The organism is Aliirhizobium wenxiniae, assembly GCF_014201355.1.
Classification (GTDB): domain Bacteria; phylum Pseudomonadota; class Alphaproteobacteria; order Rhizobiales; family Rhizobiaceae; genus Neorhizobium; species Neorhizobium wenxiniae.
The window spans coordinates 362871-377508 of record NZ_JACHEG010000002.1 but is presented as its reverse complement, the minus strand read 5'-3'; the positions used below and the strand labels follow the sequence as shown (position 1 = coordinate 377508).

Annotated in this window: 10 protein-coding genes; 4 read left to right on the top strand and 6 right to left on the bottom strand. The window is 57.3% G+C overall.

The window, feature by feature from the left end:
* Window positions 1–7: 7 nt before the first annotated feature.
* The gene (locus HNQ72_RS09800) at window positions 8–583 is read right to left on the bottom strand and encodes a LabA-like NYN domain-containing protein (RefSeq protein WP_112511088.1); all 576 of its coding nucleotides are present in this window, start codon (window positions 581–583) and stop codon (window positions 8–10) included.
* Window positions 584–1050: 467 nt separating this feature from the next.
* Between HNQ72_RS09800 and rpoZ the strand changes: the two genes are divergently transcribed.
* Window positions 1051–1461, top strand: a complete 411-nt coding sequence (gene rpoZ / locus HNQ72_RS09795) for a DNA-directed RNA polymerase subunit omega (protein WP_183992039.1) — start codon at window positions 1051–1053, stop codon at window positions 1459–1461.
* A 219-nt stretch (window positions 1462–1680) separates the two neighbouring features.
* Window positions 1681–3939, top strand: coding sequence for a RelA/SpoT family protein (locus tag HNQ72_RS09790; protein ID WP_183992037.1), 2259 nt, complete (start codon window positions 1681–1683; stop codon window positions 3937–3939).
* Window positions 3940–3991: 52 nt separating this feature from the next.
* Here the strand turns inward: HNQ72_RS09790 and HNQ72_RS09785 are convergent, their stop codons facing one another.
* From HNQ72_RS09785 to HNQ72_RS09765, 5 genes are all read right to left on the bottom strand, one after another.
* Window positions 3992–5152, bottom strand: a complete 1161-nt coding sequence (locus HNQ72_RS09785) for an acyltransferase family protein (RefSeq protein ID WP_183992035.1) — start codon at window positions 5150–5152, stop codon at window positions 3992–3994.
* A 116-nt stretch (window positions 5153–5268) separates the two neighbouring features.
* Window positions 5269–6132, bottom strand: coding sequence for a hypothetical protein (locus tag HNQ72_RS09780; RefSeq protein ID WP_183992033.1), 864 nt, complete (start codon window positions 6130–6132; stop codon window positions 5269–5271).
* A gap of 218 nt (window positions 6133–6350) precedes the next feature.
* Complete coding sequence (locus HNQ72_RS09775) at window positions 6351–7184, bottom strand: undecaprenyl-diphosphate phosphatase (protein WP_183992031.1); 834 nt, start codon at window positions 7182–7184, stop codon at window positions 6351–6353.
* A gap of 297 nt (window positions 7185–7481) precedes the next feature.
* Window positions 7482–8432 carry a DUF3829 domain-containing protein gene (locus HNQ72_RS09770; protein ID WP_183992028.1) on the bottom strand — a complete coding sequence of 317 codons (951 nt, stop codon included), beginning with the start codon at window positions 8430–8432 and terminating at the stop codon, window positions 7482–7484.
* Between the two features lie 446 nt (window positions 8433–8878).
* Entirely contained in the window at window positions 8879–9922 is a 1044-nt protein-coding gene (locus tag HNQ72_RS09765; protein WP_210334165.1) for an SMP-30/gluconolactonase/LRE family protein, read from the bottom strand.
* A 383-nt stretch (window positions 9923–10305) separates the two neighbouring features.
* Between HNQ72_RS09765 and HNQ72_RS09760 the strand changes: the two genes are divergently transcribed.
* Together HNQ72_RS09760 and HNQ72_RS09755 are read left to right on the top strand one after the other, a co-directional pair.
* Window positions 10306–12228 carry a methyl-accepting chemotaxis protein gene (locus tag HNQ72_RS09760; protein WP_183992026.1) on the top strand — a complete coding sequence of 641 codons (1923 nt, stop codon included), beginning with the start codon at window positions 10306–10308 and terminating at the stop codon, window positions 12226–12228.
* Between the two features lie 454 nt (window positions 12229–12682).
* Window positions 12683–14626, top strand: a complete 1944-nt coding sequence (locus tag HNQ72_RS09755) for a methyl-accepting chemotaxis protein (RefSeq protein ID WP_183992024.1) — start codon at window positions 12683–12685, stop codon at window positions 14624–14626.
* The last annotated feature ends 12 nt before the right edge of the window (window positions 14627–14638 follow it).

Sequence of the window (14638 nt, the reverse complement as noted above, 5' to 3'; positions counted from 1 at the left end):
TCGACAGTTACGCGTCGGCCGGCTCTGTGGGTTCGGTCGGGCGTACCGCGCGTTCGCTCGGATCGCGGCCGACTTCCGCCTTCAGCGTCATCAGGTCGATGAAGTGATCGGCCTGACGGCGTAGGTCGTCGGCGATCATCGGAGGCTGCGTCTGCATCGTCGAGACGACCGAAACCTTACGGCCACGACGCTGCAACGCTTCCACCAGATTGGTGAAGTCGCCGTCGCCGGAGAAAATCACCAGATGATCGACAGTTTCCGACTGTTCCATCGCGTCGATGGCCAGTTCGATATCCATATTGCCCTTGATCTTGCGACGGCCAAGACTATCCGTGAATTCCTTCGCGGGCTTGGTCACGACCTTGTAGCCGTTATAGTCCAGCCAGTCGATCAGCGGGCGGATGGAGGAATACTCCTGGTCCTCGATCAGCGCCGTGTAATAATAGGCTCGAAGCAGGTATCCGCGTTTCTGGAAAGCCTTCAGAAGCTTTCGATAATCGATATCGAAGCCGAGGCTTTTTGAGGCGGCGTACAAATTCGCGCCATCGATAAAGAGAGCAATCTTCTCTCTCGGGTCAAACATATGTCTCCATCCCTTTTTATGCCCGTTTTCCGAGCAGATCGGTAAAACGAAATATGTACCGACGATATCGGAATAATTCTTACATTACGAACTATTCATATATCTGTCATGTAAGTTACGATTCGCAATATTCCAAGCACGTGCTGATTGAATATATTCCTCCATCCCAAGCACTTTAGTCTTATGTCCAAGGCGCGGACCATTCGACTATGAGTTCTCGGGCGCAGCGCTTGCCGGATTTAGAATCCGGATAAACAGGTTAACCTCACCCGTTTCTTTGCCGCCAGGCTTTGACAGAGATCATGCTGTCAGTGCTTTGCGCCTTGGAATGGAGCGTTTTCTCCTCAGTAAACGCTCCGTAACTCACCACTCGATTGGCCCCGGGTTTAGGAAAAACTTGAATTTCCCGCACAATGGCTGTATCGGGCGTATCAATTCCGGAAATCCAGGACCGCAAAGGACAGGCAATGGCCCGTGTCACAGTAGAAGATTGCATTGACAAAGTCGACAACCGTTTCGAGCTGGTTCTGCTCGCAAGCCATCGCGCTCGCCAGATTTCGCAGGGCGCCGCGATCACCATCGACCGCGATAACGACAAGAACCCGGTCGTCGCCCTTCGCGAGATCGCCGACGAGACCCTGTCTCCCGACGACCTGAAGGAAGACCTGATCCATTCGCTGCAGAAGCATGTTGAAATTGATGAGCCTGAGCCCGATCCGGCCGCTATGGCTCTTATCGCCGCTGGCGGCGTATCGGTTGCCTCCGATTCTGAAGATGAAGATGCTCCGGAAACCGTCAATTTCGACCAGATGTCGGAAGAAGAACTGCTGGCCGGTATCGAAGGTCTGGTTCCGCCGGAAAAGAGCGACGACTACTGATTGGTATAGTGTGCCTGAGCGGATTTCGATCCATATCCGCTTGGCCTGGATAAAATGGTCGGAATAATCGCTCCGATCGGAATGATAGTGCGCTGCGGCAAGGTATCGTTCATCCTATCGCCCTAATCTGGTTGTCTCAATTATGATGGCTGCGCTAACCGATGGTTGGCGCGCCATTTTCTTTTGTCGCCACACCGTATTTGAAGGGCATTTCCGGGAATGATGAGGCAGTACGAGCTTGTTGAGCGGGTTCAGAAATACAAGCCCGACGCCAATGAAGCTCTTCTCAACAAGGCCTATGTCTACGCCATGCAGAAGCATGGCCAGCAAAAGCGCGCCTCTGGTGATCCCTACATTTCCCATCCGCTCGAAGTAGCGGCCATCCTCACCGACATGCATCTCGACGAGTCGACCATCGCGGTCGCGCTTCTGCATGACACGATCGAGGATACGACAGCCACCCGCGCCGAAATCGACGAACTGTTCGGCGAGGATATCGGTCGGCTCGTCGAAGGCCTGACCAAGCTGAAACGCCTCGACTTGGTGTCGAAAAAGGCCAAGCAGGCCGAGAACCTCCGCAAGCTGTTGCTCGCCATTTCCGATGACGTCCGCGTCCTGCTGGTGAAGCTCGCCGACCGTCTGCATAACATGCGCACGCTCGACCACATGAAGGCCGAGCAGAAGGCGCGCATTTCCGAGGAAACGATGGATATCTATGCGCCGCTCGCTGGCCGCATGGGTATGCAGGACATGCGTGACGAACTGGAGGATTTGTCCTTCCAGTACATCAACCCGGAAGCCTATGAGACGGTTACACAGCGTCTGGCGGATCTGTCGGCCCGCAATGAAGGCCTGATCAAGAAGATCGAGGATGAGCTGCGTGAGCTTCTGGTCGCCAACGGCCTGAATGGAACTTTCGTCAAGGGACGGCAGAAAAAACCTTATTCCGTCTTCCGCAAGATGCAGTCGAAGTCGCTCTCTTTCGAGCAACTCTCGGATGTCTACGGTTTTCGCATCATCGTCGACGACGTTGCCTGCTGCTACAAGGCGCTCGGCATCGTTCACACACGCTGGCGCGTCGTTCCGGGCCGGTTCAAGGATTACATATCGAACCCCAAGCAGAACGATTACCGTTCGATCCACACCACCATCGTCGGTCCGTCCCGCCAGCGTATCGAGCTGCAGATTCGCACCCAGCTGATGCAGGAAATCGCCGAATACGGCATCGCCGCTCATACACTCTACAAGGACGGCCAGTCTGTTGCAGGCAAGGGACCGGCCAAAGGCGAAGAGCTTCTGCCGAAGGAGAGCAACGCTTATTCCTGGCTGCGCCACACGATCGAATCGCTGGCCGAAGGTGATAATCCTGAAGAGTTCCTCGAACACACCAAGCTCGAGCTGTTCCAGGACCAGGTTTTCTGTTTCACCCCGAAGGGCAAGCTTATCGCGCTGCCACGCGGCGCAACCCCGATCGACTTTGCCTATGCGGTGCACACCAATATCGGCGACACCACCGTCGGCGCCAAGATCAACGGCCGCATCATGCCGCTCGTCACGCGTTTGAATAACGGCGACGAAGTCGAGATTATCCGTTCCGGCGTCCAGGTTCCGCCAGCCGCCTGGGAAGAGATCGTCGTCACCGGCAAGGCGCGCTCGGCAATCCGCCGCGCCACCCGCATGGCGATCCGCAAGCAATATGCCGGCCTCGGTCACCGCATTCTGGAGCGCACCTTCGAGCGTGCCGGCAAGACGTTTTCTCGCGACGCGCTGAAGCCGGCGCTGCACCGTCTGGCGCAGAAGGATGTCGAGGATACGATCGCCTCTGTCGGTCGCGGTGAACTTTCCTCGCTCGACGTGCTGCGCGCCGTCTTCCCGGATTACAAGGACGAGCGCGTAACCGTGAAGCCAGCAGCCGATCAGGGCTGGTTCAACGTCCCGAGTGCAACCGGCATGATGTTCAAGCTGCCGGCGAAATCCCAGACCGATCTGGAAAATGCCCAGGCTGCAGATCTCGTGGCGACGCTGCTGCCGATCCGCGGCCTTGCCGCCAATACCCAGGTGCGTTTCGCCCCGAGCGGCGCGGTCCCCGGTGATCGCATCGTCGGCATCATGGATGCAGGCAAGAGCAAAGGCATTACCATCTATCCGATCCAGGCGCCTGCGCTGCAGAAATTCGACGACGAGCCAGAACGCTGGATCGATGTCCGCTGGGATCTCGACGAAGCCAACAAGTCACGCTTCCCGGCAAAGATCGAGATCAACACGATCAATGAACCCGGCACGCTCGCAACCGTCGCCAAGACGATCGGTGCGCTCGACATCAATATCCGCACCATGTCCATGGGCTCCAATCGCGCCGACGACTTTTCCGAGATCGCGATGGAAATCGAAGTCTGGGACCTGCGTCAGCTCAACCAACTTCTTTCGCAGTTGAAAGAACTGGACTGCGTGGCCAATCTGAAGCGGGTTTATGATTGAGGCAAGCCGCGGGGACGCCTTGTGGTGCAAATCTCGTCTGAAGAGGCGCGTGTCAGCTGGTCGCGCCGGACGAAGAGGGCTTGGCGCCTATCCGTAAGGAGGTTGCGATCTTGGTCGCCATGGCCTTCAGATATCTCATCGTGAACTTTTGCAATTCTCCGATGACCAGGCAAGTGGCGGTCACTGCTACGGCAATCGGAAGGAAGGAATGCATATTCAGCATGCCGGCCTGAGCAACATAATACCCGATAATCACGATCACGGTCTGATGCACGACATAGTAAGTCAGGACCGACTTGTTGAGGTAGGTAACAACGCGGTTGGGCTTGTTGGCAATCCGGGCGGCGAATGCCAGCAATGCGATGATCGCACTCCATTGAAAGATCGACCGAAGGATCCGCATCGACGTGACAATTGCGTCGGGCCACTGTTCGCGAGGCACTGACACCACGATTGTCGTGATGATCAGCAGGGAAATGGCCGATAGGCCAAGGCTTCTCCACCTCTGCCGATCGATCTCCTGCCAGAAGCGCGGTTCATCCATCAGCAATGCGCCCGCGGCAAACATCGAAAAATAGAGGAGATGCGAGTAGATGTCGGTGGCGATGATCAGTGTTTCACCGAATATTGGATAGAGGAAAAGCCGGATTGCCGCGAGAAACAGGATCGGTATCAAATATAGGTATGCACCTTGCAGCGACGACGCAAAGCAAGTGGATATCTTGGGCAGATATCGGCTGATCGATGGCAAGACGAGCAGCCAGAGGAACGCATAGATCCACAGGTAGGCGAGGAACCACATGTGCCCGAGCGGTGCGCCGGACACCAGGTAGAGCGTGCAGAATTCCAGGTAGGATACCTCGGAAAACGCGTCGGGATTTGAAAAATACATCTGGGGCGGAACGACAAAGAGAATGCCCAGCACGAATGGTAACAGAAGCTGCCGGGTCCGCTCGCTGCGCAATTGCGCGATAGATTTCCGCTTGAGCAACGATGTCGTGATGAGCCCGGAGATGAAGAATAACAGGCTCATACGCCACGGATGGGAGCCGATGGAGATCAGGTCGATCAGACGGCTGCCTTCAGCCGCATTGAGCAGCCACGGCTTGGTGCCGTATATCAGGCTCGTATGGTAGATGATGAGTGTACCGAAGCTCATCACACGCAGCGCATCGAGGTCGTGCCGTCGCCCGCCCGGTCTAGTCTCTGTCATGAAATGGTTCCCCAGCCGGTTTCATGCAAGCAGAATACAATTTAATGTCTCTTAATGCGGCCGCTGAATTTGTATATATCTGGGGGAATCTCGTAGAATTGTCCCGGGATGATAATTTATCGGGAGGTAACAGCCTCAAGTGATGCTGTGTGATCTTTGGATTTCTGCTTGAAATATTGAGAGACGATTGTGCGAAGCATTTTCGCATCCTCGGATGAAACTTCATCCGGTTTGAATTTTACATCCGTAACCTCGTCTCCGGAAAAATAACCGTAGAACATCAATGCCGACAGATAGCTGCCGTAGATCGAGGGATGGTTGCAATCATCGTAGAGTCTGAAATCTCTCGGCCGATCCTGAAGTTCCTCCCAGACAAGGCCGACATTGACCAGATCGACCCCGGTCAGGGCGGCCAGGCGCGCATGCTGCTGCTGGATGTTCACATGCATGTTGGCATAGCCCGCCGGCGTCATGCCGGTTGCCGTCTGTGGCATGCCCGCTCCCTGGGTGCATTGGTCGGTGTATCTCCAGGTTACGAACATGGCAGGCGATGACCCGTTGGCCTGCACCTCCTTGATCATCGCTGCGGCGGTGTCCCATGCCCCATTGGCCTTCTCGGCGCTGTACTGGTCGCTGCTCAACACCTGCAACACGACATGATCCCATCGGCGCTCGAGCTGGGCCTGCGTATTGCCGCTCTCCAGGTGATACTCGAGGCTCACACCGGGCTGTGCGTCCATTTCCACATGCAGCTTTTCCGGATATCCCGCCGAATCGGCAATCGAGCGCACCATGAAGGGCATCGCGTGGTAGAATGTCCGGCTGTTGCCGATGAACAGCACCCGCTGCTCTGGCCTTGTGTCCAGCATGTCTTTCAGTGAGCGTATTCCATCGCTCAGCATGCCGTTGAACGGAGGCAGGAAGGCCAGGGAGCTAGCCAGCGCGATGGCCAGCACACCTGCTCGACTGACCTTCAACATGCTATGACCTCATACGGATTGCATCTCTTCCGCATGATCTAGTCGACAATAGATGAATGATGAGTTGCTTAAATTCAAAAAATGCTGTGAAAACAGCGATCATCACGCCGGTGTGTAGACGGGTGGTGCCGCCTCGGCTGACGGCACTACCTGTCCAAGCCATCCAAATGCGAAGGGGCGCCACTGCGCCCCCAAATCATTGAATATCTCGCTCATCCTCAGATCGGGCTGACATAGCCGAAGCCGAGCAAGCCAAGCAGTGCCACGCCGATCACCAGGCGGTACCAGACAAACGGCATGTAGCTCTTGGTCGACACGAGCTTCAGGAACCAGACGATGACGCCGTACCCGACAACGAAGGCGATTAGCGTTGCAAGGGCGGTGGGGCCGGCGGCTACCGCCGTGTCTTCACCCATTGTCTTCAAAAGCTGGTAGAAGCCCGAGCCGAACACGGCAGGAACAGCGAGCAGGAACGAGTAACGCGCCGCCGCCTCGCGCGTGTAGCCAAGGAGAAGGCCGGCAGTGATCGTTCCGCCGGAGCGGGAGACACCGGGGATAAGCGCCATCGCCTGGGCAAAGCCGAAGATGATGCCGTCGCGCCAGATCAGCTGCCTAAGCGCATATTTCTTCTTGCCGATGCGGTCAGCCCAGCCCAGGATCAGGCCGAAGACGATCAGCATCACGGCGGTGATATACATGTTGCGCAAGCCGTGTTCGATCTGGTCCTTGAAACCAAGCCCCAGGATGATGATCGGCAGCGAGCCGATGATGATGAGCCAGCCCATGCGGGCCGCATCCTTGTCGTAATCGCCGATCCTGAACACCTGACGTAGCCAGGCGGTGGCGATATTGATGATGTCTTTCCAGAAGTAGACGAGAACCGCAGTCTCTGTGCCGAGCTGGGTGATGGCCGTGAATGCGGCGCCAGGATCGGTGCCCGAGGGCAGGAATTCGCCGAGAATGCGCAAATGCGCGCTGGAGGAAACCGGCAGGAATTCGGTCAATCCCTGGACAAGTCCAAGAATGGCGGCATCAGTCCAACTCACGCTCATGGCAGCTCCGAAGCTTGGGGATAGGCTTTAAAGGATAGAAGGGATTTCTGAAGGCAGGCTGAAGGTCATGTTTGGCATAGGTCTGGCAGCTTGCGATCGTCAAGCTGCAAAGCTTGGAACCGCTCAATGTGACGATTCTACGGTAGACGGTCCATGTCTCAAACATATCACGGCTATTCCCGCTGTCTGCGCATCGCCCTCAAATCTTCCGCCATGCACGCGAACGGGCCGGATCGCTCCGGCCCGCAAGGTTTCTTCATCAACAGGGAGATGCGGCGCCCATGACGCCACGTCGCGTCAGCACTTGTTGAAATTGATCGCGTTGATGACGTTGTTATAGTCCTGCAGCAACTGCGTTGCGTCCTGCCGTTCCGCCGACATCATCTGGAACTGCGCCTTCTTGTCTTCCTGATAACGACCGTTTTCGGTCCGCAGGATGATCTGGCGGCCGGTGGCAAGATAGGCGTTGACGTTGAGCATCATCGACGAGCATCCGGCATTGTTCTTCTCGCGCACCTTGGCGTCGTAACCCGTTGCCATCGCGTTGAACTGATCGAGGGAAGTCTTCAGCGTATCCTTCCTGTCGCCCAGCCCCTTGCCCTGCAGAAAACCATCGGCGGCGTCCATGCTTTCCTTGATATGGTAGATCATGCCGATGCGGAAATAGTCGCGCGTATCCTTCTGCGCACTTTCGAACTCGGCCTTGATCCGGGCGCGGTCCTTGGCGTCGATGGCGCTGATAAAATTGCCCTGAGCTGCGGCGAGAGTTTCCATGGCGGCGATGAAGGCTGGCTGGATCTCGCGCCCATGCGCGCCCTTGTCGCTCAGATAGGTCTTGGCGACGATATAATTGCCCATGTCCCGATCGAGCGGTTCGGCCTTTTCGGCCGCGTCGCGATACGCATCCGCCGAACCGTCGAGCTCGGCCATGTCGGGCTTCATCTCACGTGCCTTGGCAAGGGCGTTCTTGAGCCTGTCCAGATTGTTGGTCGAGTAGAACAGGTTGTCGTTCTTGTCCTTGCCCTCGAGCACGGGCTGGACATAGCTCTGGAAGGTCGCCAGCTCCTTGGCATAGGAGCGTTGGAACGAGTTCGCCACTTCGACATAGGCGTTGTATTTCAGCACTTCAGCTTGTTCGGCAGATGGCTGGTTCTGTTCTTTATTGCTGGTCTTGCTTTCGTCGCATGCAGAAAGCGTCAGGACGCAGGCCGCAACGGCCAGCGACCGGATCATGTTTCCGGTGTTCATCAAATTGTCCTCGTTTGAAATATCAGCTTGAAACCGCAGGATCGGCAGCTCGCATATCGGATGGCTATATCAAGATCACTTGGTCAGCGTCTCGGACCGATCAGGGTTCATCCTGTTTTGGGTCTGGTATCCGCTCCAACTACCTCCTCTTCACTGGTGGCGTCCGATGGCTCAAGCCAAGCCATGGTTATCAGGCGCGCACCGTTCTCCCCTCGATCTGTTGAAATGCCTGGGGACTTATTCATCTGCGCCCGGAGTTCCGCTCAGGAAAGGCGTCGATCATCTGAAAATACATGATCTGCAGAATGTGAGAATGTCTCCTATTGGCGCAATCCCGGCTTGTCACCCCGAAAACGGCTTCCGGCTGACATTTGCTATCCGGTGAAATGGAAACGGGCCGGATTGCTCCGGCCCGTTTCTCAATTCAGTGATGCTGGTAAAGGCGATCAGACGGCGCCGCGGGTCTCGACATAAAGTGCGTAGACCGAGTGGCTCGACGCCATGTAGAGGCGGTTCTTCTTCTTGCCGCCGAAAACGAGGTTCGGGCAGCGCTCCGGCAGCTTGATGAAGCCGATCGCCTTGCCTTCCTTGTTGAACACCTTCACGCCGTTCAGCTCTTCCGGCTTTGCGCCGGCAGCACCGGACGAGCCCCAGCCGCACCAAAGGTTGCCGTCGACATCAACCTTGAAGCCGTCGAGGCCGCCATTGTCGTCGGCGGTGATCAGCGCCTTCTTGTTGGAAACCGTCTTGCCGTCCTTCGAGACGTCGTAAGCCCAGACGATACGGTAGGGCTGCGCGCGGCCTTCGACGATATAGAGCTTCTTCTCGTCTTCGGAGAAGGCGATCCCGTTCGGGCCCTTGAGTTCGTCGGTGATCAGCGACAGTTCACCTTCGGCGGAAATGCGGTAGACGGAGTGCGGCAGTTCCGGGTCCGCCTTTTCGCCTTCCCACATGCCGCCGATGCCGAATGGCGGATCGGTGAACCACAGCGAGCCGTCTGACTTGCAGACGATGTCGTTCGGCGAATTCAGCTTCTTGCCTTTGTAGTTGTCGGCAAGAACCGTGATCGAGCCGTCATGCTCGGTGCGGGTAACGCGGCGGGTCAGATGCTCGCAGGCGATGAGGCGGCCCTGCAGGTCGCGGCAATGGCCGTTGGCATAGTTCGAATTGGCGTCGAACACGCTCCATGTCTCGTTCGTTTCGTCGAACTTCATGACGCGGTTGTTCGGAATATCGCTGACCAGCAGATACTTGCCGTCACCGAAATAGACCGGACCTTCCAGCCAGCGAGCGCCGGTGGCAACCTGTTCCAGCGAAGCGCTGGCAACACGGTATTTCGCAAAGCTCGGGTCGAGAACCTGAATGGCCGGATCGGGGTAGATCGGGGAGGGGGTGAAGCTGATCGCCTGGGCGGAGGCGTTTTTGATGGTGACGGCAGTTGCGGCTGCGACGGCACCGAATGTCATGAGGTTGCGGCGGCTAAGATCCACGGGAAAATTCCTTCGATAATAGTCGTTGATTTCATATCAATCTGCCCGCTCTGCGGGAGGCGGCAATCATCGCCTTGGTGCCCTGTTAACGTCGCAACATTGTGCGGTGCAATATAAATCTGATGCATTCTCCCCCCATGATTAAGGAGGCATGAAGGCCGATAATCGGAAAGGAGGGGCAGTTTTCTCGCCTTTGTCAAAAACTATAATGCAATGCAGCAAATGTAAGATTTTTTTATGAAATTCGCCCTAGGGTGCGACAAGCACACAGAGATCGCCTTGTCGATCCTCCACGCGCATGACGCGCGCCGTCAAAAAAACGGTTCCTGCATTTTCCTCCTCCCCCGAATGCGTGTTTTCAGTCTTCCTGAGAAGGTCCCCCCATGCTCAAGAACTTAAAAATAAAGACCAAGTTTTTGATGGCGATCGCCATCCTTGGCGTCATTTCGCTTGCCGGTCTGTTATTCGTGACCCAGCGTTTCAGCGCGGCAAATCAATCATATTCAGACTTTCTCTCGAACGAGAGCATGGCGGCTACCTTCGGCCCGCGTGGCGCGGCAGGTATGTGGACAGCAGTGAATTGGCTCAACCGGGCCATTGATCAGGACCCTAAGTCCAGCGCATTTTCCGAATATTCCGGCCGTTTCGACAAGGAATTGACAGGCGCCCGCGCACGCATCGCGCAGATTCCCGAAATCGTCCCGAGCCGTCAGTCCGCTGTCGGTGATTTGCTGAAGGGCATCGACGATATCAAGTCCGTCGGCGCAGAAATCCTGAAGGCCCATGTCTCGGGTGACAGAACCCGTTTTGACACCCTGTCTCAGCAGCTCGAAGCGATTACCAATGACATGTCGGCGAAGTCGGGTGCAAACAATACCGCGATGGCCGATCTCATCAAGAACGGTGCCCAAAAGCTGTCCGATGAGGTTTCCTCCACAATCCAGCTTGCTCTCATCGGCATGCTGATCGGTATCGCCGTTGCTATCGTGTTGGCACTGACGATCGCCCAGAAGGGTATCACCGCTCCGATGGCGCGCCTTCGTGAACGTATGGCGTCGCTTGCCGCCGGCGATGCCCGCGCTGCGATCGATGGTCTCGACCGAAAGGACGAAATCGGCCAGATGGCTGAAGCCGTCGAAGTCTTCCGTCACAACGCTCTCGAGCGCACCCGCCTTGAACAGGAAGCCGACGACAACCGCAGCCTGTCGGAAAAGGAACGCATCGAGCGCGAAGCCGCCAAGGCCCGCGAAGCTGCCGACGTCAAATTCGCCGTCGACAATCTCGCCCAGGCACTGAGCCAGCTTTCCGATGGCAACGTCTCCTACCGTATCGAGCAGCCGTTTACGGCAGCGCTTGATGGTGTCCGCGGTGACTTCAACGCCTCGGCTGCAAAGCTGCAGGGTGCACTCGAACAGGTCGCTGAAAATGCCCGCAGCATCGAGGCCGGTTCGGCCGAGATCAAGTCGGCTGCCGACGATCTTGCCAAGCGCACCGAGCAGCAGGCCGCTTCCGTCGAAGAAACTGCAGCCGCTCTGGAAGAGATCACCACCACGGTGAAGGATGCTGCCCGCCGCGCCACCGAAGCAGGCAACCTCGTTGCCCGCACCCGTCAGGGCGCAGAAAAGTCCGGCGAGGTCGTCCAGAAGGCTGTTCAGGCCATGGAGGCGATCGAAAAGTCCTCCGGCGAGATCGGCAACATCATCGGCGTTATCGATGACATTGCCTTCCAGACCAACCTTCTGGCGCTCAATGCCGGCGTTGAAGCCGCGCGTGCGGGTGAGGCGGGCAAGGGCTTTGCAGTCGTCGCTCAGGAAGTTCGCGAATTGGCCCAGCGTTCCGCAAACGCCGCCAAGGAAATCAAGACGCTGATCAATGCGTCGAATGAGCAGGTCCAGAACGGTGTGCATCTCGTCGGCGAAACCGGCAAGGCACTGCAGACGATTGTCGGCGAAGTCCAGGAGATCAACCGCAACGTCAACGCGATTGTAGAGAGCGCGCAGGAACAGTCTTCAGGCCTGCAGCAGATCAACACCGCGGTCAACACGATGGACCAGGACACTCAGAAGAATGCTGCCATGGTCGAAGAGCAGACCGCTGCAAGCCATGGTCTTGCTCGCGATGCTGCGTCGCTGAACGCTCTTCTCGCCCAGTTCAAGCTGTCGGTACAGACCTACAAGTCAACCGTCCGTGCAGTGAAGGCAAACGAAACGCCTGCCGCCTCACCGGCACGCGCTCTCGGCCGCAAGCTGGCCGGTGCCTTCTCCGGCAATGCTGCCGTCAAGAACGAAAGCTGGGAAGAGTTTTAAGCCCAGCTCGTCCTGAGGACGATCCATTCTCAAGATCACGAAAGGCCGCAGGCAACCCGTCTGCGGCCTTTCCTTTAGGTAAATCTCTCCGAAGTCGCCTTTCACTGGTATCAAGACAGGCGTTTGAACGGACGGTGCGGCATTTTGCCGTGAGTTTTATAAAATTCGATACAACGTAAGATTTTATTATCGGACCGAGTTCTATGCTCTGCCCGGGACATTCGAGATACCCCCTTGCTCTCAAGCGCGCATGATGTGCGTCGTTCCTCCAGATCACATGGTTGGACGGCTCCTGTTTGGTTGGCTCTTTCGTCGGGAGTCCGCACTGTTGCGCCAAGCGCGGGATCCCGCGGCGGCTGGTGCTGCAGCAAATAGACTTGCGCATAGTGTCTCCGAGAACCAAGCCCGGTTCTCGGCTCAATGCGCTGAGTTCATCGCGTTGTGGAGGTATCCGATGCTCAAGAACCTAAAAATAAAGACCAAATTTCTGATTGCGATTGCGATCCTGGCGTTCATCTCGCTGGCAGGCCTGGCTTTCGTCACTCTACGCTTCGAAGAGGCGAACAGCACATATTACAACTTCCTCCAGAACGAGAGCACTGCGGCTGTCTATGGGCCTCGTGGTGTTGCCGGCGCGTGGACGGCTATCAACTGGCTGAACCGTACCGTAAGCCAGGATCCACAGTCTGACAAATTCACGGAATTCGCTGCCCGCTTCAATAACGAGTTGAGCGGCGCCCGCGGCCGTCTGGAGCAGATCCCGGCCATCGTTCCCAGCCGAAAGGCCGCAATCGACGAGTTGGTGAGCGCCATAGACGCCATGCGGCAGATCGGCGGCGAAATGATCAAGGCCCATGCCGTCGGTGACAAGGCACTGTTCGACAGCATGACGGTCAAGCTCGAACAGGCCACCATCGATTTCTCGGCAAAGTCGGGCGCCAACAACACTGCCATGGCGGATCTGATCAAGAATGGTTCGGACCAGCTCAATGCGCGTGTTACCGACGCAATTCGGGTCACGATCGTCAGCATGTTAATCGGGATTGCCGTTGCAATCGCCTTCTCCATGTTGATCGCGCAGAAGGGCGTCACCACGCCGATGGCGCGTTTGCGGGAACGCATGGCATCTCTCGCCGCCGGCGAGACCGAAGCTGAAATCGACGGTCTCGACCGCAGGGACGAGATCGGCCAGATGGCCGAAGCCGTCGCTATTTTCCGCGACAACGCGCTTGAACGTCAGCGTCTCGAACAGGAGGCCGATGACAATCGTAGCCTGTCGGAGAAGGAACGCATCGAACGCGAAGCCGCCAAGGCTCGCGAAGCGGCCGACGTCAAATATGCAGTCGACAATCTCGCCGAGGCACTAAACCAGCTCTCCAACGGTGATGTCTCCTATCGCATCGAGCAGCCTTTCACGGGAACACTCGATGGAGTGCGCAACGACTTCAACAGTTCGGCATCCAAGCTCCAGGAAGCGCTTGAGCAGGTTGCAGGCAACGCCCGCAGCATTGAGGCCGGTTCGGCGGAAATCCGCTCCGCTGCCGACGATCTCGCCAAGCGCACCGAACAGCAGGCCGCTTCGGTCGAAGAAACGGCTGCCGCTCTAGAAGAGATCACCACCACGGTGAAGGACGCAGCCCGCCGCGCCACCGAGGCAGGCTCGCTTGTCACGCGTACCCGTCAAGGTGCCGAAAAGTCGGGTGAAGTCGTGCGCAGCGCTGTCAAGGCTATGGAAGAGATCGAGAGGTCGTCCGGCGAGATCGGTAACATCATCGGCGTCATCGACGACATCGCCTTCCAGACCAATCTTCTGGCGCTGAACGCCGGTGTCGAGGCCGCGCGTGCAGGTGAGGCGGGCAAGGGGTTTGCCGTTGTCGCACAGGAAGTGCGCGAACTGGCCCAGCGGTCCGCAAATGCCGCCAAGGAGATCAAGACACTGATCACCGCGTCCAACCATCAGGTCCAGAACGGCGTGCATCTGGTCGGCGAGACCGGCAAGGCGCTGGAGATGATCGTGGCGGAGGTCCAGGAGATCAACCGGCACGTGGCCGCCATCGTGGAGAGTGCGCAGGAACAATCCTCGGGCCTCCAGCAGATCAACACAGCCGTCAACACGATGGATCAGGATACGCAGAAGAACGCGGCAATGGTCGAGGAGCAGACGGCGGCAAGCCACGGTCTCGCCCGCGACGTTGCATCGCTCAATACCCTGCTGGCTCAGTTCAGGCTTTCCGGAGCCTCGTCAGAACGCTCGGCAAGGGTGTCGACCAAGCCTGTGCGCTCTGCTCAGGTGGACGAAACGCCCACTACCTCGCCGGCGCGCGCTTTGGGCCGCAAACTGGCAGGAGCCTTCTCCGGCAACACGGCACTCAAGAGCGACAGCTGGGAAGAGTTCTGAGTGTCTGATCGA

What these genes read in the sequence shown, in the direction of transcription:
- HNQ72_RS09760 (WP_183992026.1), top strand. Translation starts at nt 10,306, where the DNA reads ATGCTCAAGAACTTAAAAATAAAGACCAAGTTTTTGATGGCGATCGCC.
- HNQ72_RS09775 (WP_183992031.1), bottom strand. Translation starts at nt 7,184, where the DNA reads ATGAGCGTGAGTTGGACTGATGCCGCCATTCTTGGACTTGTCCAGGGA.
- HNQ72_RS09770 (WP_183992028.1), bottom strand. Translation starts at nt 8,432, where the DNA reads ATGAACACCGGAAACATGATCCGGTCGCTGGCCGTTGCGGCCTGCGTC.
- HNQ72_RS09780 (WP_183992033.1), bottom strand. Translation starts at nt 6,132, where the DNA reads ATGTTGAAGGTCAGTCGAGCAGGTGTGCTGGCCATCGCGCTGGCTAGC.
- HNQ72_RS09790 (WP_183992037.1), top strand. Translation starts at nt 1,681, where the DNA reads ATGATGAGGCAGTACGAGCTTGTTGAGCGGGTTCAGAAATACAAGCCC.
- HNQ72_RS09785 (WP_183992035.1), bottom strand. Translation starts at nt 5,152, where the DNA reads ATGACAGAGACTAGACCGGGCGGGCGACGGCACGACCTCGATGCGCTG.
- rpoZ (WP_183992039.1), top strand. Translation starts at nt 1,051, where the DNA reads ATGGCCCGTGTCACAGTAGAAGATTGCATTGACAAAGTCGACAACCGT.
- HNQ72_RS09755 (WP_183992024.1), top strand. Translation starts at nt 12,683, where the DNA reads ATGCTCAAGAACCTAAAAATAAAGACCAAATTTCTGATTGCGATTGCG.
- HNQ72_RS09800 (WP_112511088.1), bottom strand. Translation starts at nt 583, where the DNA reads ATGTTTGACCCGAGAGAGAAGATTGCTCTCTTTATCGATGGCGCGAAT.